The sequence below is a fragment of the Nitritalea halalkaliphila LW7 genome, from assembly GCF_000265075.1.
Classification (GTDB): Bacteria; Bacteroidota; Bacteroidia; order Cytophagales; family Cyclobacteriaceae; genus Nitritalea; species Nitritalea halalkaliphila.
In genome coordinates, this window is sequence record NZ_AJYA01000074.1 from 15,494 (window position 1) to 35,085 (window position 19,592).

Annotated in this window: 20 protein-coding genes; 6 read left to right on the forward strand and 14 right to left on the reverse strand. The window is 49.4% G+C overall.

Annotation, left to right across the window (positions count from 1 at the left end):
• Positions 1 to 158: 158 nt before the first annotated feature.
• Complete coding sequence (locus tag A3SI_RS15735) at positions 159 to 2,057, reverse strand: acetate--CoA ligase (protein ID WP_009057441.1); 1,899 nt, start codon at positions 2,055 to 2,057, stop codon at positions 159 to 161.
• 402 nt (positions 2,058 to 2,459) lie between these two features.
• On the opposite strand from A3SI_RS15735, the gene A3SI_RS15740 reads away from it, so the two are divergent.
• The 3 genes from A3SI_RS15740 to A3SI_RS15750 all read left to right on the forward strand — a co-directional run bounded on the left by A3SI_RS15740 (position 2,460) and on the right by A3SI_RS15750 (position 5,848).
• The gene (locus tag A3SI_RS15740; RefSeq protein WP_009057443.1) at positions 2,460 to 2,690 is read left to right on the forward strand and encodes a hypothetical protein; all 231 of its coding nucleotides are present in this window, start codon (positions 2,460 to 2,462) and stop codon (positions 2,688 to 2,690) included.
• Between the two features lie 132 nt (positions 2,691 to 2,822).
• A complete protein-coding gene (locus A3SI_RS15745; protein WP_009057445.1) occupies positions 2,823 to 5,225 on the forward strand; it encodes a TonB-dependent receptor in 2,403 nt (800 codons plus the stop codon).
• A 14-nt stretch (positions 5,226 to 5,239) separates the two neighbouring features.
• On the forward strand, positions 5,240 to 5,848 hold the full coding sequence (locus A3SI_RS15750; RefSeq protein WP_238531821.1) for a hypothetical protein: 609 nt from the start codon (positions 5,240 to 5,242) through the stop codon (positions 5,846 to 5,848).
• Positions 5,849 to 6,066: 218 nt separating this feature from the next.
• Here the strand turns inward: A3SI_RS15750 and A3SI_RS15755 are convergent, their stop codons facing one another.
• From A3SI_RS15755 to A3SI_RS15790, 8 genes are all read right to left on the reverse strand, one after another.
• Positions 6,067 to 7,287, reverse strand: a complete 1,221-nt coding sequence (locus A3SI_RS15755; protein ID WP_156810350.1) for a peroxiredoxin family protein — start codon at positions 7,285 to 7,287, stop codon at positions 6,067 to 6,069.
• A gap of 264 nt (positions 7,288 to 7,551) precedes the next feature.
• The gene (locus tag A3SI_RS15760) at positions 7,552 to 8,817 is read right to left on the reverse strand and encodes a M56 family metallopeptidase (protein WP_009057449.1); all 1,266 of its coding nucleotides are present in this window, start codon (positions 8,815 to 8,817) and stop codon (positions 7,552 to 7,554) included.
• Complete coding sequence (locus A3SI_RS15765; protein ID WP_009057451.1) at positions 8,801 to 9,193, reverse strand: BlaI/MecI/CopY family transcriptional regulator; 393 nt, start codon at positions 9,191 to 9,193, stop codon at positions 8,801 to 8,803. The genes A3SI_RS15760 and A3SI_RS15765 overlap by 17 nt, the downstream gene beginning before the upstream one ends.
• A 211-nt stretch (positions 9,194 to 9,404) precedes the next feature.
• Positions 9,405 to 10,010, reverse strand: a complete 606-nt coding sequence (locus A3SI_RS15770) for a TonB-dependent receptor (protein ID WP_009057453.1) — start codon at positions 10,008 to 10,010, stop codon at positions 9,405 to 9,407.
• Positions 9,964 to 10,386 carry a hypothetical protein gene (locus A3SI_RS15775; RefSeq protein WP_009057455.1) on the reverse strand — a complete coding sequence of 141 codons (423 nt, stop codon included), beginning with the start codon at positions 10,384 to 10,386 and terminating at the stop codon, positions 9,964 to 9,966. The genes A3SI_RS15770 and A3SI_RS15775 overlap by 47 nt, the downstream gene beginning before the upstream one ends.
• Positions 10,387 to 10,491: 105 nt before the next feature.
• Positions 10,492 to 10,848: a hypothetical protein gene (locus tag A3SI_RS15780; RefSeq protein ID WP_009057457.1), complete on the reverse strand. Its 357-nt coding sequence runs from the start codon at positions 10,846 to 10,848 to the stop codon at positions 10,492 to 10,494.
• Positions 10,838 to 11,323, reverse strand: coding sequence for an RNA polymerase sigma factor (locus A3SI_RS15785; RefSeq protein ID WP_009057459.1), 486 nt, complete (start codon positions 11,321 to 11,323; stop codon positions 10,838 to 10,840). The genes A3SI_RS15780 and A3SI_RS15785 overlap by 11 nt, the downstream gene beginning before the upstream one ends.
• Before the next feature lie 157 nt (positions 11,324 to 11,480).
• Entirely contained in the window at positions 11,481 to 11,864 is a 384-nt protein-coding gene (locus A3SI_RS15790; protein ID WP_009057461.1) for a hypothetical protein, read from the reverse strand.
• Between the two features lie 204 nt (positions 11,865 to 12,068).
• Between A3SI_RS15790 and A3SI_RS15795 the strand changes: the two genes are divergently transcribed.
• Entirely contained in the window at positions 12,069 to 12,446 is a 378-nt protein-coding gene (locus A3SI_RS15795) for a hypothetical protein (RefSeq protein WP_009057463.1), read from the forward strand.
• 117 nt (positions 12,447 to 12,563) lie between these two features.
• Positions 12,564 to 14,786, forward strand: a complete 2,223-nt coding sequence (locus A3SI_RS15800; RefSeq protein ID WP_009057467.1) for a TonB-dependent receptor domain-containing protein — start codon at positions 12,564 to 12,566, stop codon at positions 14,784 to 14,786.
• Between the two features lie 58 nt (positions 14,787 to 14,844).
• On the opposite strand, the gene A3SI_RS21785 is transcribed toward A3SI_RS15800, so the two are convergent.
• The 5 genes from A3SI_RS21785 to A3SI_RS17865 are packed head-to-tail and all read right to left on the reverse strand — an operon-like array spanning position 14,845 to position 18,185.
• Positions 14,845 to 15,297 carry a gamma-glutamyltransferase gene (locus A3SI_RS21785; RefSeq protein WP_009057469.1) on the reverse strand — a complete coding sequence of 151 codons (453 nt, stop codon included), beginning with the start codon at positions 15,295 to 15,297 and terminating at the stop codon, positions 14,845 to 14,847.
• A gap of 8 nt (positions 15,298 to 15,305) precedes the next feature.
• Entirely contained in the window at positions 15,306 to 15,959 is a 654-nt protein-coding gene (locus A3SI_RS21790) for a gamma-glutamyltransferase (protein ID WP_316929243.1), read from the reverse strand.
• On the reverse strand, positions 15,956 to 16,570 hold the full coding sequence (locus A3SI_RS21795) for a gamma-glutamyltransferase (protein ID WP_262491794.1): 615 nt from the start codon (positions 16,568 to 16,570) through the stop codon (positions 15,956 to 15,958). The genes A3SI_RS21790 and A3SI_RS21795 overlap by 4 nt, the downstream gene beginning before the upstream one ends.
• Entirely contained in the window at positions 16,567 to 17,256 is a 690-nt protein-coding gene (locus tag A3SI_RS15810) for an aspartate/glutamate racemase family protein (protein WP_162098478.1), read from the reverse strand. The genes A3SI_RS21795 and A3SI_RS15810 overlap by 4 nt, the downstream gene beginning before the upstream one ends.
• Positions 17,208 to 18,185, reverse strand: a complete 978-nt coding sequence (locus A3SI_RS17865) for a glutamate racemase (protein ID WP_009057473.1) — start codon at positions 18,183 to 18,185, stop codon at positions 17,208 to 17,210. Before A3SI_RS17865 ends, A3SI_RS15810 begins: the two co-directional genes overlap by 49 nt.
• A gap of 312 nt (positions 18,186 to 18,497) precedes the next feature.
• Here A3SI_RS17865 and A3SI_RS15820 point away from each other — a divergent pair, with 312 nt between their 5' ends.
• Positions 18,498 to 19,445 (forward strand): glutamate--tRNA ligase family protein, encoded by a 948-nt coding sequence (locus A3SI_RS15820; protein ID WP_009057474.1) that lies wholly within the window; start codon positions 18,498 to 18,500, stop codon positions 19,443 to 19,445.
• Positions 19,446 to 19,592 lie beyond the last annotated feature (147 nt).

Genomic DNA, 19,592 nt, shown 5'->3' on the forward strand with positions numbered 1-19,592 from the left:
TGATGCATTTGAACAATAAATATAAAAATTTATAACGTAATACACACCTCATTTAAAACATTTAACATCCGAAAGGATTCGTTATCCAATAAAAATCCCCTCAATCATTAGATTCAGGGGATTCATTTTTCAATGGCCGCTTAACGTATAAAAAGCCATCAAACAAAGGCCAGACCTACCTTTTCTTGCGCAAGGGTCTCTTTTATCTCTTGTAAAATCGAAGGATCATCTATCGTAGAAGGCGTTTCGAAGTGCACACCATCAGCCAGCATACGGATATTCTTGCGTAAAATCTTGCCCGAGCGTGTCTTCGGTAAGCGCTTCACCACGATACAGGTCTTAAAGAAAGCTACCGCACCGATTTTAGCGCGAATATCCGCCACCAGCTCTGCCTCTAAAACATCCGATGCGATCTCCACTCCATCTTTAAGTACGACGAGGCCAACAGGCCGCTGCCCCTTTAATTCATCCGCTATACCTACAACTGCACACTCTGCCACCGCTGGATGAGCAGCCACCATTTCTTCCATTTCTCCCGTGGACAGACGATGTCCCGCCACATTAATTACATCATCGACACGGCCCATGATGTAGAAATAATTATCGGCATCCTTATAGCCCCCGTCACCACTTAAATAGTAACCTGGAAAACGATTCAAATACGACTGCTGAAAACGCGCATCATCTCCCCATAGGGTAGGCAGACAACCCGGAGGTAAAGGCAGCTTGATCGTCACATACCCTTCTTCACCTGGCCCCAAGATAGAACCATCCTCCCCTAAAATCTCCATTTGGAAGCCCGGAACAGGCGTAGCTGCCGCACCCCGCTTAATCGGTTGAAGCCCATAACCCGCCATATTCGCCAGCATAGGAGCTCCCGACTCCGTCTGCCACCAGTGATCGATCACTGGAATACCCAGCAGCTGACTCGCCCAGTCGTACGTCGCAGGATCACAGCGTTCCCCCGCCACGAACAAGTATTTTAATGAAGATACGTCATACTTGCGAAACAACTTTCCTTCGAAATCCTCTTTCTTCACCGCCCGAATAGCAGTAGGTGCTGTAAAGAACGTTTTCACCTTATGCTGAGCGATCACACGCCAAAAAGTTCCGGCATCCGGCGTACGAATCGGCTTCCCCTCAAATAAAATCGTCGTGCACCCATTAATCAAAGGGGCATACACAATATAAGAATGGCCTACAGCCCAACCGATATCAGACGCAGCCCAGAAAACTTCCCCAGGATGTGTGTCATAGGTGGCCCCTAAGCTCCACTTCATCATCACAGCATGGCCCCCATTATCTCGGATAATTCCCTTAGGCTTACCTGTCGTGCCAGACGTATATAAAATATACAAAGGATCATGTGCATCCACAGGAACAGGATCCACGGGCTCCGCATGCTCCACCGCTTGCGCCCAATCCACCTCACCCGGACCATCTAAGGTCTCCGGCTGCTGACTTCGCACGAACATAATATGCGCGTTGGGCTGATGTTGCGCTTCGCGCAAAGCTTTATCCACTAACGGCTTATACGGCAAAATCCGCTCAAATTCTATCCCACAAGAAGCAGAAAGAATCACTTTAGGCCGTGCATCATCGATACGTACAGCTAACTCATGAGGAGCAAAACCTCCGAAAACAACAGAATGAATCGCACCCAGTCGCGCGCAAGCTAACATCCCGATCACCGCCTCAGGTATCATCGGCATATAAATAACGACGGCATCTCCTCTGCCCACACCCTGTGCTGCTAAAACACCCGCAAACTTGGCGACCTTATCACGCAGCTCACGATAGGTGAATTTCTCGATCGTATCCGTCACAGGAGAATCATAAATTAAGGCATCCTGATCTCCTCGCCCCTGCTCGATATGATAATCTAAACAGAGGTAGGCAGTATTCAGCTGCCCCCCTTCAAACCAGCGGTAAAAACCAGCGGCATTTTGGGTTAAAATTTGTTTCGGCTCTTGAAACCATTTGATAGCAGTCGCCTTCTCCCTCCAAAATTCTTCCGGATGCTGCACTGACTGCTTAAAATCATGCTGGTAGGTCATGGTTATAACTTTTTATTTTGGGAATTCATCTGTGAATATAAGGGAATTTCGGACGTCCTACCGCAGAAACGCTTCGTTTTTACGGTAAATTACTATAGCCAAGCCCTCGAAACCGAGCGAAAACCCGAAAAAATTAGATAACTGGCAAATAGATTCCATAAGCAGTGTAACCTAAACTACTGCCGCTCGTGTAAACAAGCGCAGTATATAGTAATTACCTGAGGTAAAAGTTGCCTCCTTAAAAAAATCATCTGTATATTTGCCTTATCGTGAAAAAAGGACAAGCTAAAGCTCTTCTCGCCTACCTCTACCTCAGCATCTTTTTTGTGATGCTTTATAACGGTATGGTAAACCGCACCACCACGTGGACGGAGAGGGGAATATCATTGTCCATGCGCACCTGTGGCCGATCAAGACGGCGAGCACGAACATAGCGAGGAAGAGTACCATCTTCTCGATATCATCTCGAATCCGCTGCATACCTTCGACTCCACACCCGTCTATCCCACCCAGACCGCTTTCGCTTTACTTTACGAAAACACACTTTTTTATGCCTCTTGCTCCCTACTTCCCTCTGGACAAGATGCGAACAGCCTACGTGGCCCCCCTTCCCTATCTTCATTTATTTCCTAATCGCTGCTGCATACTGGGGTGAAGTGCATCCTTTTGGATTCCATACATCCCCTTTCCAGCTGATTTTGCTCCCGTTTATTGACTCATTTGCGCCGAGGCGCAAAGCGTACGCTACCATGTATCCCTTTCTCTATGGCTTATAAGTTACTTATCAGTGCCTGTATGCTCCTGTGCTCCGGTCTCTTCGGTTTAGAGGCTCGGGCCCAAGACCGCACCTTTACAGGCTTTATTTACGAAACCGGAACCCAAGAAGCACTTGCAGGTGCTACGCTCCAGCTCCTGGATGGAGACCAGCGTATCGTCGTGGCGAATGCAAAAGGCTACTTCGAAATAACTGTGCCCTACACCAGTGACGCTCGTGTCTCCGTGCGCTTTCTAGGCTATGCCGAAAAAGCAGTGACCTTACAGCCTGCAAAAGACAATATGATTTACTTAGACCCCTCAGATGAAACCTTAAACACGGTGGAAATACGGGGTGAAAAAATGCGTGAGGAAGGAACACGTAGTTTATCCGTTAGCAGTGTCGACCGTGAATTAATCGAAAGAAACCGAACCGCCTCCTTAGGGACCGTGCTGTCTGGCGTACAGGGCGTGACCTTTGCCTCCTTCGGCTCGAACATCCAACTACCCGTTATCCATGGACTGTATGGAAACAGAATTCTTATTCTAAATAATGGCTTTAAGCATGGCTTCCAAAACTGGGGTTCTGACCATGCACCGGAAATTGATATCAACAGTGCCGAAAGTATTTCCGTCATTAAAGGTGCTGCCGCAGTCCGCTACGGCCCTGACGCACTTGGAGGTGCGGTACTGACTGAATCCAACACGCTGCCGTTTAACCAAGAAATTAGCGGGCAAGTGGTTACAGGTTACCAAACAAATGGGCGCGGTTTTAACACCGCATTTGATATCAGTGAAGGTAAAGAACGTTTCAGTTGGCATGCCGGTGGCAAAGTCAATATCGTAGGGGACAGAGAAGCCCCGGATTATGTATTGACCAATACCGGCGCCCGTGAATTTACGGCCCATGCAGGAGCACGCTATAAAATTACTGATCGCTTAAATGCGCGTGCCTATTACAGCTTCGTAAATCAAAACCTAGGGATTCTGCGTGCATCCATCGGAAGTAGTGGTGCGGCACTCATCCGGAATTTCGAGGCCGAGCGCCCCACCTTTATCCGTGATTTCTCTTATGAAATTAACGAGCCGAACCAATTTGTGCGGCATCATCTTGCCTCTTTAAAATTAGATTATACACTAAATGAGTCCAACTTCTTCAGCTTACGCTATGCGTTTCAGTCGAATCAGCGCGAAGAATTTGATGTGCGGCGTAATGCAGACTTGCCCATTATCGATTTAAACTTGGTGTCTAATGATATTCAAGCGGATTGGACGCATCGCCTCGCAGCGAATTGGAGTGGTGTCGCGGGCGTGCAGATCCTCACGCAGCAGAACAGCAATAACCCGGGTACCAGCATTACTCCATTCATACCGAACTACAACAGTTTTCGAGCCAGCGCCTTTCTGATCGAAACCTACACCAAAGGAAATAGCGAATGGGAGTTCGGCTTGCGCTATGATTTCGAGCAGAACTCAGTCGCTGGAAGAGAGCGTACACAGGCGCAGTTTGCGGATAATTTTACATTCTCGAACTTTACCGCTGCCCTAGGCTTTGTTCGTGAACTTAGTCCACGAAGTACGTTCAGAAGCAACTTAGGAACAGGCTGGAGGCCACCAAATATGGCCGAGCTCTACAGTTTTGGACAGCATGAAGCACGACAGACGTTCGGCCTATTACGCTACTTCGAAGACGAGGAAGGTAGGTTGCAAAATAACCGGGTCGTTCCATTTAACGAAAGTGGCGTAGAGGCGGAGCAGAGTTACAAGTGGATGAATGAAATCGATGTAAAAGGAGAAAAATTCCGGTTTAGCGCCTCTGCTTATGCGAATTACATCGGTAACTTCATCTACTGGCGCCCTATAGGTGTCGTGGGTACCTTACGTGGGCCGATGCCGACCTATATCTTTACCCAAGCTGATGCCTTTTTTACAGGAGCAGATGTACAGGTGGAGTGGCAGCATACCTCTAACTGGAGCTCTAAATTCGGTGGAAGTTACATCTGGAGCTGGAATGTGGAGCGCGATGAGCCCCTCATCAATCAGCCCCCTATCCACATCAACTATGAACTAAATTATAAAAATACGAATGTAGGTCCTTTCGACAGGGTCGAATTTAGTCTGCAGCCTTCCTATACGTTCCGTCAATTTCAGGCACCGAGAGAAGTATCCATCCGGAGCTTAATAGAGGGGACAGAGGTTATTTCCATCGACTCGGAAATCTTCGATTTCCTAGCGCCACCTCCGGGTTACTTTCTACTAAATGCCTTTGCATCCGCAGAAAAGGGCAGAATAGGAGGTAGTGTGATGGTAACGAATGCACTAAACACACGTTATCGCGACTATCTGAATGCTATGCGCTTCTTCGCCGATGACCTAGGAAGAAACATTATTCTATCTATTCACTATAAATTTTAATTACCATGTTTCACATGAACAAATTACACACACTACTACTCGCCGTTTTTATGATCGGCCTTGGTTTCGCATGCTCGGAAGCAGAAGCACCAGAAGAAGAAAATGAGGTGGAAATCTTCACTGACGTAGAGCTAATCTTTACAGCAGAAGACGGTTCGCATGTGGTTCGTGCCTTAGCGGAAGACCCTACTGGTGGACTAGGCATCGATTCACGCTTCACTGTAGAACCGATTACACTTCGCCCGAATACAGCGTATATTTTGACGTTTGAGCTGCTTAACCGACTGGTATCTCCTGTGGAAGACGTACAGAAGGAAATCCGTGATGAAGACGATGAGCATCAAATGTTTTTCGAGTTCACACGCGATGTCTTCAGCGACCCTATGGGTATCGGTAACATCGAGGATCGTGATGGCGCCATCAACTATCTAGACTTTGATGATAATGGGCTACCTTTAGGCCTAAAAACGCGTTGGGTGACAGGTGGACCAGTCATGGGAGCTGAATTCCGAGTATGGTTAGCACATCAGCCTGGCGTAAAATCAGCCACTTCCACTGCTACAGATGGAGATGTAGACTTCGATATCACCTTCGAGCTTAACATCGTCGCGCAGGAAGACTAAAAACACATACCATTTTCGCATAAGGTAATTTTTGATAAAAAGCCCTCGCTTCTGGCGAGGGCTTTTCTTTTATTATGAAATAGGTAATCAGACTATTCACATACATTTAAATACATCAAACCCGAAGCATTTACGCCCAAACCCCAAACGAAAAGTACTATTTTATACGAGTAAAAAGTTTTACTAAAGATCAGCTACACTTACGGTAACCACTTGGTTCAAACACAAGATGTTACAATACTTTTTGAATTAGTTTCTAAAATTTCTTTGTCAGTTTCTCCTTTACTATATCCAGTGATTACTTCTCTTATCACTCTATTTTCATCAATGACAAAAAAAACAGGAACAGACGGAACCCCATAAGAGGCAGTGACTTCTGGAGACGATTTTAAAAATTTAAAATTTAAGTCATTTTTCTGCTGATATCTTTTCAGACCCTCTAAATTATTACTCCATGTTTCTAAACTCAAAAGCTCAAAATCTTGATCCTCATACTTTTTTGCAAGGCTCTTAAGGAAAGGAATTGAAAGGTGGCATGGACCACAGCCAATACCCGTAAACTGTATTAAAAGCACCTTACTTTTCAAATCACTTAACTTCACGATATTGTAATCAACATCTTGTAAGACCCAATCGGGTGCAATTTCACCAATAAGAATTTGTTTTTTCCCAACTTGACCTTCAGCCCTCGTGGCATCGCGATCGAAATACTGAAGAGAAAAATAAGAAGGGAAGTATTCCCTCGCATGCATGGTCGCGGCCTTTGAAAAGTTTAAATTTGGAGAATAAACAGATTGAAACAAGGTCACGTGATGCCATTTACTTTCCATCCGATAAGGCAGGAGATCTTTTTTATTAAACCAAATATCAAATTGAGAAATTTCATCTTCTGGAATATATTCATTTTTAATCGTAATTGGATTAATATGGAAATATACATGCTTATCGATAATTTTTAATCTAAAATATAGAGAATCACCATAGTCTTCAAAATTCACTTGAATATCATCCTCAGTAGTTAAAGCATATTTTAAAATGGAATTGATCTTCGTATAAAAAGGATAATATACAAGCCTGAAAGGATGTGGATTATTTACAAAACTATCAACTTTAACAGTCTGTTTAGCCCAATTAACCTTTCCTCTTACTTGGCCATCATAAAAATCTGTCATTTTTGTTGTATCTTCAGATAAAAAAGTAAATGAGCTTGCACCAACCAGGCTATCCAACGAATTAACGATAACTTTATGATAAACTCTTTTTGCTTCAGTGAATGCTATTGTATCACCGGGCGCACTCGAAATTGTTTCTTCAAAATATGAGACAGAACTAATCTCATTCAAATTTTCTACTATTTTTTGTAAAAAGTATTCATCCGTCATATTTGGCTTACACCCAAATACAACAAGGATTAAAAGACCTAAGATTTGTTTTTTCATAATTCCAGAATTCATACGAGCTTACTCGCCTATTTTTTCACATTAAAACTGTAGAAAAAATTTTAACTTTATCACCCCTTGATGCTGTGATTTTAATAGAAAACAGATATTATCAGCACTTAAGATGTGCTCCAATCATTTGTGATTAAGCAATACTACTACTTACTAAAAAGTCAATAACATTTAATCCCTCTTATGCCTTGATTTTAGAAAAACAGGCACCTGAAAACCTCAAGTGCCTGCATACTGCTGGGTGGAATGTGTTTAACTTAATTTAAATTTTACAGGTAGGCGCATGCGCACATTTACCTCACGATCGCGCTGCTTGCCTGGATTCCAGTTTTGTGCCTGACTTACCACACGAATCGCTTCCTCATCACAGCCTCCGCCGATTCCACGTAAAATCTCAACATTATGAATAGAACCTGTTTTGCTGACCTCAAATACCACATATACCGTTCCTTCGATACCCGCTTTTTTAGCAGCCTCTGGATACTTTAGATTCTGGCTTAGATAGTCCGCCCATCCTTCCATCCCTCCTGCTGGCATAGGAGGTTGTTCCACGACATCGAACACCTCTCCTAGATCTTCACGGCCATTTTCAGATAAGGCAGCGACTTGACCTGCTTCCTCCAACTGATTTTCATTTAAAGGACTGGAGCCCTCATCACCTGTCTCACAGGCAAACAATAAGGCAATCGCTACTAGGAGCGGGGTAACTTGCGCAAAACGCTTTTTCAGATTTGCAGGGGATTTGGATTGAAACATCATCATGATTCGTTGTTTAAGTTGAAATTGATTGAACGTATTAACAGGAACAGGGGCTAATCCCAGCTCTAATTGTTGCAGCAGAAGATGTGCATACTGCGCACGGTCTACTTTGGCCTGTAAGGCCTCATCTACCTGATATTCATGCAGGGTGACCAGCTCTTTTTCCAAGGTGTACACAAAAGGATTAAACCAAAACAGTCCTTTTAGCAGGTACCAAAACAGCCGGTCGATGCTGTGAAAACGCTGTACATGCTCTAACTCATGACTGATAATCGCACGCAGCTCTGGATGCGCCAGCTCCTCGGGAGCCAACATGATTTTACCGAAAAAAGAACTGGCGCGAAAACGAGGCGACACATACAGCGTAACTCCAAAACGACGATAAATACTAGCCTGACCCAGCTGCCGATGCAGTTTCCAAAGTCCCGCACCCAAGCGAAGCCAAACAAGCGCCACCCCCGACAGGTACACAAAACCCATCAGCTCCCAAATGCTATACCTGGACACCTCTTCGCTGGCCAAGGCATCAGGGGCTACCCCAAATTCCGGAAAGCTCAGATAGGGTAGCTGCTCGGGCTGCATCAGGGCGGGTAGCTTCCAAGAAAGAAAAGGGACGAGTACCGCCAAACCACCTACCAGCAACAGATAGGCCCGATTCCACTCGAAAAAAGTCAAGCGCGCTAGCCATAGCCGGTAAAAAAGCCCCCCGATGAGGAGGATGGCAGTCCCCTGCCAAAGAAATTTAAGAAGCAGTTCCATCTTTCTTGTTGTTTTCGTGTTTGGCAATCAGTTCCCGTAACTCCTCTAGCTCCTGCGGACGCACCTGCTCGTCTTTCAACATATAAGAGAGCACCTCCTCCATAGAACCTCCGAAATAATTCTTTAATAAAGACTTTAAAGACCGCTTTTTATACTGATCTAAGCTAATAGCTGGACGGTAGACTTTAACATTCCCGAACAACTTGTGGTGCAGGAAGCCCTTATTCTCGATTACTTTCATGATGGAAGCTAGCGTCGTATAAGGAGGCTTAGGTTCTGGAAGTGCGTTTAGCACATCTCGAACGGTGCACTCCTCACGCTCCCACACACACTGCATGATGGCCTCCTCCTGCTGGGTTAGTGTTTCCTTCGGCATATCTGATTCCGTTTAAAAGGTTCTTTGGTTAATTCACATTTCAAAGATAGGGATTAAATCTGAAAATCCTACGAATTTTTCGTAATAAATTATTTTATTTTCGTAGTTCTACTATTTTTTCGTAGAACAGACCTAAAAAAAAGCTTTAGCAAGGGACCTCCCCTACTAAAGCTTACCTAATCAATCAAACATAAAAAACCGTTTATCCCATTTACTTTAGCGTAATGATAATCGCCCCATTTTTCCCGCGTGCACCGAAACGCTCGACGGCAGCCTCTCCCTTTAAAACTTCTATCGCCTTGATCTCATTTGGATTGATCTCCGCCACACCTTCGATGTCCGTAAGCTCTTTGCCATTTTTATCCATAAAAAAGTAGATCGGGGCATCCGGACCAGAGGTGCGTACAGCAGACTCGAATAAACGAGTAGGGATAGTACTCCCGTCTGAAACACGCACTTCTCGGATTTGTGGATCTACTAATTGAACTCTCCCATCTTTATCTCTAACATATACATTCGCATTTTCCACAACTTTCACATCACCACGTGTAGTAACCTGAAAAGGAGTACTGTATCCAGAAACACCCACGCGCGCATTACTCGGAGTTCCATCGGTTTTAGGACTATCGCCAGCCTTCTGCCGGATTCCTTCTACACCTGAAACACCCGATACACGTCCAGATAAAGGCTCCACTTTCCCGATTCGAACCACAGGCTTGAGTCCACTCTGTCTGCTCAGATTATCCAAAAGGGCGAGCCGCTCCATCTCTTCATGCTGGGCATCTGTTAGCATATCCCGTAGCTCTACATAGGACATGACGCGCTTTTCTTTTAGCTGAGACTGCTAGCGCCAACACTTTTTTCAGCTGTGCATTCAGTGTTTTCTTGTCTGTTTCCTTTTTCGCAGCTAGCTGTGCATACGCTCGATTCGCATCTTCAAGCTCCCAGCGCAGCTTCGCGAACTGCTCGGTCGTCTCCAAATGCAGCTGACGGATTTTTTTCACCTGCGCATCTGCTAACTTCAACTGCTCCCGACGCTTGAGCACATCATCCACCGAATAAACCTCCGCAAAAGGATTGCGCTCACCCAGCTCTACACGCTGGTCCTTTACCTCTTTAATCTCTACGCGCTGGGCATAGCTGTTCCCCGCTCCTGCTACCAGCAGGAAAAGTACTATCCAAATCTGTTTCATCGTTTTAGCTTTAATCGTAAAGTAGTATATCTGAGTCTGCTTGCCAGATCTCATAATTGGCATACTGCCAAATTTCAATTGCCAGCTGACCTTCTTCATCCAGGCCTACGGAGAATAAATCCAGCTCGGAAGCAGGCAGGCCCACTGCCTCTCTGTACGCTTCCCCGCTAACGCCGCGCTCTGCGCGTCACGTGGCTCCTCAGGAAAAGAGAGCCATCCGTTCACCCCGAAACCCAAGAGCAAAACCGCCGCTGCTGCCGCCGCCCAGTGCCAGAGCTTTCGGAAAACTGGCTTGGTGCTCGAAAGCGACGTACCAGCTCGCCCTTTGGCCGAAGGCCGCATCATCCCCTCCTCCTGAAGCGCACTCCGCTCCTGTGGGAGACCAAAACGCGCTGCATCCTGCTCCTTTAAGGTGCTAAAGAACCGCCCAAGGTCCTTATCGTCCATCTCCCTATGCTTCATCCTTTTCTTGTTTTTCGATTAAGGCTTTCAGTCGCGCCTTGGCCCGTGCATAATGCGTCCGCACAGTGCCTAGGGCCAGTTGCATCACCGCGGCGGCTTCCTCCAGCGTATGTCCATGGTAAAACACCAATAATAGCACCTCCCGCTGCTGAGGAGACAGGCGCCCTAGAAGCTGCTCTTCCACGCTACGTTCCGCCACATACGGTTCCTCTTCCTGCTCTGGGGCCTGCTCGAGGCTGTAATGCACTCGATACGTTCGCTGCCACTCCAAAGCCGTAAGCCGAATGACGCTGAATAACCAGGTTTTTACCGACGCGCGCCCATCGAACCGCGCCCTACCCTCTAAAATCTTGAGATTGACCTCCTGGAGCACCTCCCGAGCACGCTCTTCGTCAAAGTCGCAGCACTGCCGCGCCCAGTAAAACGCGGGGCCATGCTGCGCCTGAAGTTCTCGAAGAAGTGCCGGAATGTCCATTTACATATTCATTTATCTCTTAGTGCAGAAAATGCCTACTTATAGGACAAGGATACGTAAAAAAAATCAAGAAAATGTTTCGTCTGTGTCCGTAGCATAGGAGGTTTTGCCTCCGGCAAAAAAAACGCCAGCGCCCGGTACCAGCGCTGCTCTTCCTTCATATAAAAATTAAGCGGTTTACGCCATCCCAAAGCAGACACAAGCAGTCCTCTTTTAGGGGCAGTAGCTCCAGCTTCTCCCACTTGTAGGTCCGAATCGTTTCACCCCGCATCGTATCGACCCGAAAAACCAAGTGCTGAGGCGTGAGCACCAGCTTGCCATGTACCGTGTGCCCATCATACGTACAGGAAACCTGCGCTTTTAATAAAATCATCGGCAGCGTAAAATGCATGCAGAGCGTGAAAAAGGCGCTTTGGAAAAGCAAGGACCAAAACGTTACCGATAAATTTAAAACCAAGCTCATCCCCAGATACGCGATGAAAAATAGCGAAAAATGCAAGGCCGATTTCTTAAGCGCTAAAGGATGGCTATATTTTTTCATAGGATTCACATAAGTCTTCTTAAAATTACAAGAAATAAATTCATTTTCCTAATTAAATAAAAAGCACAAAGGTAAGTCCTCCTCACCTGCACACCATTCCTACCTAAAATACGTGCAGTCAAGCCGGCCTTCGCCTTATCTCTTTCCTGTCGTTTTGTGCCAAAGGTCACCAAAAATCAGGTCCAACCCGCTAACTTTGCTTCCATGAACATGCACAGCGTCTATTCCTTCTGTATCGGAATCGTCCTTATGCTCTCCCTGTTCCGCCTGACGCTCATTCAGGTCCATTTTCACTGGAACCAGGAAGCGATAGCGGAACTATTTTGCATCAACAAGGACATCCCTGAAAGTGGCTGTGACGGCACGTGCGAGCTCGGTAAGCGCTTAGCTGAAGCCAAAGGTGAGGGTGAAAAATCCTCCCTTCCGCAGGTGGACGAAAAAACCCCTACCCTGTATGTGCTGCAGGCAGCGATTCTTCTCTTCGCACAGGAGGGAACTGGGCACCTCTCGCACCCCATTCCAGCCCCAATGGCCCTTCCACAGGCCCCTATTTTTGGTATTTTTCAACCGCCACGCGCCTAAGTCCTCCTTTTAGGCCCTTTTTCTCGTGCCCGATCACTAGCGGCACGCTTACCTTTTCACCTATTCACTGAAAAAAATGAAGACATCCCCTCTTTTCGGGATGGGCATACTCCTGTTTTGCCTATTCTGGACAGGTCCTTTGCGCATGCGCAAAACCCAAAAACCATTTTCCTTTACAGCACTTCTGACCAAGTGCCCCTCATCGGAGCTACCTATCGCTATGGCGAGCAGCAGGGCATTAGCTCTGAACAGGGCAGCATACAGCTACAGTACACCCCCGACGAGGTGCTGCAGTTGCGTCACCTGCTTATCGGCACCCTACGCATCAGCGGAAATGCTTTAGAAGAGGCCTTTCAGACGGGAAAATTGGCGCTCAGCGCCCAAACCCGTGACCTGGCCCCCGTTAGTGTGCTGGCCCTCCGCCCAGAAGATGGCATCCGCAGCAGGCAGCAGCTGCAGGTCAGCGAACGGCTTCACCAAGATGCAGGGGCCATCCTCCAGGCAGATCCCGCTATCAGCGGTATTCGAAAAAGCGGGAGCTTCGGCTTCGACCCCGTACTGAGAGGCTTTAAATACGAGCAGCTAAACGTGGTCATCGATGGCTTCTCCAGCGCCGCGGCGGCCTGTCCGAACCGCATGGACCCGCCCACCTCACAGGTAAACCTGAGCCGCATCCAGTCGGTGGAAATCCTAAAAGGTCCCCATGCCTTGCGCTATGGCATCGGCATCGGCGGAACCATTAATTATCAATCTGCCGCACCGCGCTTCAGTACCCAGTGGAGTACCTTCGGAAGAGTCTCCTCTATGGTCGAAACGAACGGGGGCATTACCCGACAGGAAGGCATGATCGGATTTTCGAACGCACGCTTCTCCGGAGGAATTACCGCCGCCTATGCCACGGGCAGCGACTACCGTGACGGCACCGGAACCAGCGTCCCCGCACAGTTTCGCCGCGGTACCCTGAGCACCTTCGGCAATTACCAGTTAAATGAGCGCCAGCTCCTGTCTTGGAATGTGCAGCGTAATTTTGCCCGTGATGTGGACTTCCCTTCCTTGCCGATGGATCTGCGTAGCGATGACAGCTGGATAAATAGCCTGAAACACACACTCAGCGGAACAGGCGGCATCTTCCAGCAGCTAAGCACACAGATCTTCTACTCCCATGTAGATCACCTGATGGATAATGGCCTTCGGGAACTCGATCCGCGTCCCGCAAATGTCCGCACACCTGCCATCACCTCCATGGTCGGAGGAAGAACAGAGGGAAAGTGGCGCTGGAAAAACCACCAACTTTATGCAGGATTCGACCTGCGGCAGGAAGAAGCCTCCGGGCAGCGCGAGCGGGAGTTTTTACAAGGGCCACAGGCGGGTACTACCCGCTTAGAAAACGCTTGGCAAGATAGCCGCATCCGCAAGGCGGGCCTCTTCACCTCCTACGAATGGCACGGCACACGGCTAAGCTGGACGAGCAGCCTGCGCCTCGACCTCAATCAGGCCGAAACCCGCGCGCCTGATGGTCGTTTTCTCGAGCTATTCGAGGCCAGCAGCGTCACACAGTGGAATCCCGGCCTGAGCAGCGGCATGCAGTACACACTGACAGAAAAAGACGAAATCGGCTTTTGGCTCGCACGCGTCAGCAGGAGTGGAAGTCTGACCGAGCGCTTTATCAACTTCTTCCCTGTGGGCCTAGACCCTTTCGAGGTTTTGGGAAATCCACTGCTGAAGCCTGAGACCAATCATCAGGCCGATCTGGTCTACCGCAGACAAGGCAGCAGCCTTTCCATTCAGGTCAATGGTTTTGCGGCTTACATCACTGACTATATCACGGGAGAAATCGTGGACATCGCCCCCCGCTTGCCACAAGCACCAGGTGTTCGCCAAATGCTTAACATCGGCGCAGCCTTTAAGGCGGGTGGTGAGCTCAGCCTGATCCATGCTTGGCATCCGCAGCTGACGCAGGAATTTCGCGCAGCCTACACGTATGGCGAAAATACCGTAACAGGGGAGGCACTTCCGGAGATCGCGCCTTTAGATATGCGCTACCAGCTGCATGCCCGCTGGCTGCAGGATCGCCTCCACACCCAGCTGCATCTGCGGCATGTGCGGGGACAGCAGCGCGTGGCGCAAAGCTTCGGAGAATTCGAAAGCCCAGCGTTCACGCTCCTAGATCTGCACCTCAGCTACGCTATTTTACCTAAGCTTCCGGTAAAGTTAATGGTCCATAACCTACTGGATGCCGCCTACTTCGAGCACCTTAACCGTCCCTTACGTGTGGGGGAAAACCGCCCCCTTTTCGAGCCCGGCAGAAATTTCTCCTTGAGCATCAGCTACCACTGGTAAGCGGAAGAAAGAGCCAGTGCCCTGCACATGAATCTAAAAAAACACTGCGGCAGCAGGCCTAAAAACCTGCTGCCCAGTCATCTCCCCTCGGATCGCCAGCTCCTTCCAGCCTACCGTCCTTGGTGACTAAAATCGCATCCACACGCCCATAAGCACTTCTTTCACGAAGCGGATGCCCTTTGGCCCGCAAGGCCTCTATCACCGCATCTGAAAAAGCCCCCGGCTCATGCTGAATGTCTTCTGGGTACCACTGATGATGAAAACGCGGTGCCGCCACTGCTTCGGACATGCTCATACCATGTGCGAGCACATTTAAAATCGTCTGAAAAACAGAGGTGATGATCGTGGAACCACCCGGCGTGCCCACCACCATCAGGAGTTTACCCTCCCGCTCGATGATCGTCGGGGTCATGGCACTCAGCATACGCTTGCCAGGTGCGATGGCATTAGCGGCCCCACCGAGTAAGCCGTACATGTTCGGGAAACCTGGCTTGATGCTGAAATCGTCCATCTCATTATTCAGCAGGAAGCCGCTCCATGCACGAAGGTCTTGGAACCATAAGAAGAATTAATGGTGGTCGTCACCGAGACAGCATGCCCAGCTGCATCGATGATGCTGTAGTGGGTCGTCTCCTCAGACTCAGGGTAAACCCAAAACATTTCCTTTACCTCCGCACTGGGCGTGGCTTTTTCTGCCGAAATGCGGGATACGCGCGAGCGCAAATACGCCGGATCTAATAAAGCCTGCTGGGGCACAGGCCAAAAGTCAGGATCTCCCAAGTGGGCCGCCCGATCCGCATACACACGGCGCATCAGCTCGGTCATCCAGTGAACCGTTTCGGCAGACTGCCAACCCATTTCGCTGAAATCTACTTGCTCAGCCATTCCTAAAAGTTGGGCTAAAGCGATGCCGCCGGAACTGCTCGGCCCCATGCCGACCACTTGGTAATCCAGGTAGGTGCTCATCACGGGGTCACGCCACTGAGCGGCATAGGCATCTAGGTCTTCCTGCCGCATGCGGGCACCTCCTGCCTCGATTTCAGCCAGGAGCAAGGCGGCCGTTTCGCCCCCATAAAAGCCTTCCCTTCCAGCCGTCTGAATGCGCCGCAGCGTCTGCCCCAGCTCCGGCTGCCGGAGGATATCCCCCTCCTGCCACTCGGCCTCCTTAATCAGAGCTTGGCAGTCTCAGGAAAGCGATTGTTTTCGATGAAGCGCTCCTTTAGATTGTTGAAATTCCGCGCCTGCTTGGCGGTAATCGGAAAGCCTTCTTCTGCTAGCCGAACCGCTGGCGCCAAGAGCGTTTTCAGGGGAAGTGTGCCAAATTTAGCATGCGCCCGCAGCATGCCATCCACAGAGCCCGGCACTCCCGCAGCGGTCGCTCCGTAGAGACTTTTGCCCTCGAGCACCTCTCCTTCCGCATCTAAATACATGGTCTCAAATGCTTCTAAAGAGGCTTTTTCACGAAAATCAAGGGTGTGATAGCGCCCCTCAGGCTCCCGATAGACCATAAAACCTCCACCTCCGATATTTCCGGCTGAAGGATAGACCACCGCGAGCGCAAAGTGCACAGCCACCATCGCATCGATGGCGCTACCACCTTCCTGTAAAATCGCCAGCCCCACACGGGTGGCCTCCGGATGTGCCGTCACCACCATGGCCTCTTTTCCAAAGGCAGTTTTACCTTCCTGAAAAGAGGGTTCACTGGGACCACATTGCGCCAGCAAAAGGAGGAGCAGCAAGCCAAAAACAGCGCGCTGACCTCGAAAAACAAGGTGGTTTTTCAAATTCTTACACATAAAAGAAGCCGCCCCGACAGGACAGGAAGTTGGGAAGTTATGGTGCGTCTGCATAGGGATAAAGAAGGGTTAAGGCTGAGCTTGGACTTGCGCACTGCGGCGCTCCTGAAAACGTTGGATGAAGGCCGCTGTGGTAGGGGTAGATTCCGCCAGCGCTCATAGGTATCGGCAGAAATATGGGCGGGGCTAAAGGGCGTGTACTGCACGAAGGCTTTGTTTTCACCCGCCTCACGTCCATATTTATAGGCATACGGAAAGCGCCCTGCCGCGTCCACCTGCACCTCTGGCAGGGTCGTATTCGGAATACTGATGTAGAACGCCGTTTCGCTCGCCGCCGACTCGGGATGCAGCAGGTTCTCGGCATGCAAAAAGGCGTACAGCTCCTCGGCCACATTCTCGGCGGGATCTACTAGCGCGATTTCCGGTGCCATTACGTGCCGATAGCGGTACGTTTCGCCCTCCCGAAAAGCGTATAATTCGGCGAGAACTTGCCGAATTTCCTCTTTTAAATAGGGATAATGCGTGCAGCCTAGCAGCAGCACACGGAGCGGCGCAGCATTCGGACTTTGGCGCATCTGCTCCAGCAGCGAGACCAGATGAAAACGGACATAGTTTTCGGTGCTGTTCAACTGTAAAATCTCACATGCATCTGTGTCGGGACTATCGCAGAGCATGCCTGCCTCTTCAAAGTTAAAGTTGTACACCTCCCACAGTGCCCGTTCGATCGGGTAATCGCTATGCTCAAAGGAGGGACCCCGGTAATCCGGACGGGTGCTTTGCGCCCTGGCGCAATGTACTCAGACTCTCCATCCACGGCCTCCGCCACGCCTAGACCGCCCTGGTTAAAGACCTGTAGAGTGCCCGTAGCCCCAAGCTCCTGCCACTGCGCCTGAAGCGTATTCGCGTAGCCTTTTGATTTTACAGTGCCCACAGTCGCGAAAACACCGACGCTGGCATCCTCCGTAGGATCGAGATGCGCTAAGGCACCTCGCACGCCCGCATCGATCACGCCGATCACATGCACCGGCAGCTGGGCGCGCTCCATAAAGGTCATGAGCGCTTCCTTTCCGTAGGCCGTCGCCGTATTACAGGCCACCACCAGCGCCTTAATGGCGGGCTTATCCTGCTGAAGCTGTCCCTGCTCATCCACATAGCTGCTGCCGAGCAGAAAGTGAGCATCCTTCAGAATATGTTCCAGCAGCAGTTCACTCTTCCCCTCCGAGGCGTAGTTGCCATAGGGCATATTGGCCTGATCGGCCAAATAAATAAAGGCCTCGCGCTCAAAATCCGGGAGACCGTCCGCGCCAGGGCTACCATCGGCGTTTTGAAAGCCATCGAATTCCAAGATGGTGTCCAAGATGGTCAGCCCCCCCGTACCGGAATCGAAGACGCCGATCGCTTGGCGTGGATCAAGGCGGTAAGACTTCGTGTCCAGGTAAAAGGGACTGGTAGGTTCGAGGAGCATCGCACGCTCGAGAGGCGACCAGGAAACACCTGTGTTAGGAGTTTCTTGCCCCTTTTCCTTAGCTGGCGTGCAGGCGGCCGTGAAGAGCCACACGCCCAGCAGGAGGTAAGCGAGTAGAAAAAAGGAATTACGCTTCATTTTGCTGGTTTATTTCGTAAATCTTTGCAAAAGGTCGCAATTTTTTCGCGAAAACGCAGCTACAAACGTACTTTTTACATAAAAGGTCAAGAAGTTCCTTTGCTTGTATGCTATCCGCAGCCCTTTCCTCCATCTATTCGCAGCCCTTTATTTCAGGTTCGCCCTGCTACGTAGGCTAGTACCCGCTTTCGGTCGTTGCTGCCTGTAGGCGAGACTTTCTTGAATAAGGAGAAAATACCGCGCATGAATACGCGTTTTTCTTGTCCCGCTAACCGATATGTTGTAAATTTCGTATGGAATTATACACCAAACTTGACTCCACTGACACCCTATTTTCGACTTACGCGCTATGCGCCTACCCCGAGTGGCTATCTGCATCTGGGCAATCTCTTTAATTTCTTGGAGACGCTTCGCCTGGCCCGTTATTTCAAGGCGCGGATTCTACTGCGTATCGACGATGCGGATGAGCAGCGCTGCCGTCCCGAATATGTAGCGGATATTTTTGAGAGCTTAACCTATTTGGGGCTGCCCTATGACTTTGGGCCACGTTCCGTTCGGGAGTTTGAGGGTCACTTTAAGCAGGCCTATCGGATGCCCCTGTATCGGGAGGCTTTTTTGCGCCTTCGGCGCCAAAACAAGGTGTATGCCTGCTCCTGCACGCGTAAAGAACTGGCGAAAGAGACCGAATCTGACGGTTATCCGGGCACTTGTCGGGAGAAAGCCCCCGCCTATGCGCCGGGTCCTGTGGCTTGGAGACACCGCAGTGAGCCAGCGCTTCCGGTTTACCTTCCTGCCATGCGCCTAGGCCCCTATGCCAAGCCGCTAGCACCGAGTATCCGTGATGCTATCGTTTGGCGAAAGGAAGATCTGCCTGCGTATCAGTTGAGCTCTATCGTAGACGATGCCTTTTTCGGAGTAGATCTTTGGGTGCGGGGCTTGGACCTGGAGGCCTCCTCTCACTTTCAGTTTGCGCTGGCGAAGGATTTAGACTATAGTGCTTTTCGGCAGACGGCGGTATTTCACCATGATCTACTGCGAGATGTGAATGGAGAAAAACTGGCCAAGCGTGAAGGCGCCACATCGCTAAAGGCGCTACGGGAGTCAGGCACTACCCCTGAGCGGGTCTATCTGCTTTTAGCCGAGCTTCTGGGCATGGCAGGAAAGCCACAGTCAGCGGAAGATTTTATTCGCTGTCGGCAGCAGCAGCTGGAGCGCCTGGGCGAGACGCGGTTAAAGAGGCACTCTGTAAGAAAAATCTAACTTTATAAAAATAGTTCATAAGTAAAAAAAGCGCATGAAACTTCATGGCGCTTACCCTTTGTCTATTTACTGTTTTCGATTCTGCTGCCGCTCGCCTAGGAACTTTCCTACCACGTACCCCCCTTTATAGGAGATGAATCCGGCTAC

Bases quoted from the DNA above. Each gene is read 5' to 3' on its own strand.
- A3SI_RS15735 (WP_009057441.1), bottom strand. From the start codon at position 2,057: ATGACCTACCAGCATGATTTTAAGCAGTCAGTGCAGCATCCGGAAGAA.
- A3SI_RS15745 (WP_009057445.1), top strand. From the start codon at position 2,823: ATGGCTTATAAGTTACTTATCAGTGCCTGTATGCTCCTGTGCTCCGGT.
- A3SI_RS15750 (WP_238531821.1), top strand. From the start codon at position 5,240: ATGAACAAATTACACACACTACTACTCGCCGTTTTTATGATCGGCCTT.
- A3SI_RS15755 (WP_156810350.1), bottom strand. From the start codon at position 7,287: ATGAAAAAACAAATCTTAGGTCTTTTAATCCTTGTTGTATTTGGGTGT.
- A3SI_RS15760 (WP_009057449.1), bottom strand. From the start codon at position 8,817: ATGGAACTGCTTCTTAAATTTCTTTGGCAGGGGACTGCCATCCTCCTC.
- A3SI_RS15765 (WP_009057451.1), bottom strand. From the start codon at position 9,193: ATGCCGAAGGAAACACTAACCCAGCAGGAGGAGGCCATCATGCAGTGT.
- A3SI_RS15770 (WP_009057453.1), bottom strand. From the start codon at position 10,010: ATGTCCTATGTAGAGCTACGGGATATGCTAACAGATGCCCAGCATGAA.
- A3SI_RS15775 (WP_009057455.1), bottom strand. From the start codon at position 10,386: ATGAAACAGATTTGGATAGTACTTTTCCTGCTGGTAGCAGGAGCGGGG.
- A3SI_RS15780 (WP_009057457.1), bottom strand. From the start codon at position 10,848: ATGAAGCATAGGGAGATGGACGATAAGGACCTTGGGCGGTTCTTTAGC.
- A3SI_RS15785 (WP_009057459.1), bottom strand. From the start codon at position 11,323: ATGGACATTCCGGCACTTCTTCGAGAACTTCAGGCGCAGCATGGCCCC.
- A3SI_RS15790 (WP_009057461.1), bottom strand. From the start codon at position 11,864: ATGAAAAAATATAGCCATCCTTTAGCGCTTAAGAAATCGGCCTTGCAT.
- A3SI_RS15795 (WP_009057463.1), top strand. From the start codon at position 12,069: ATGAACATGCACAGCGTCTATTCCTTCTGTATCGGAATCGTCCTTATG.
- A3SI_RS21785 (WP_009057469.1), bottom strand. From the start codon at position 15,297: ATGGACGATTTCAGCATCAAGCCAGGTTTCCCGAACATGTACGGCTTA.
- A3SI_RS15810 (WP_162098478.1), bottom strand. From the start codon at position 17,256: ATGCTCTGCGATAGTCCCGACACAGATGCATGTGAGATTTTACAGTTG.
- A3SI_RS17865 (WP_009057473.1), bottom strand. From the start codon at position 18,185: ATGAAGCGTAATTCCTTTTTTCTACTCGCTTACCTCCTGCTGGGCGTG.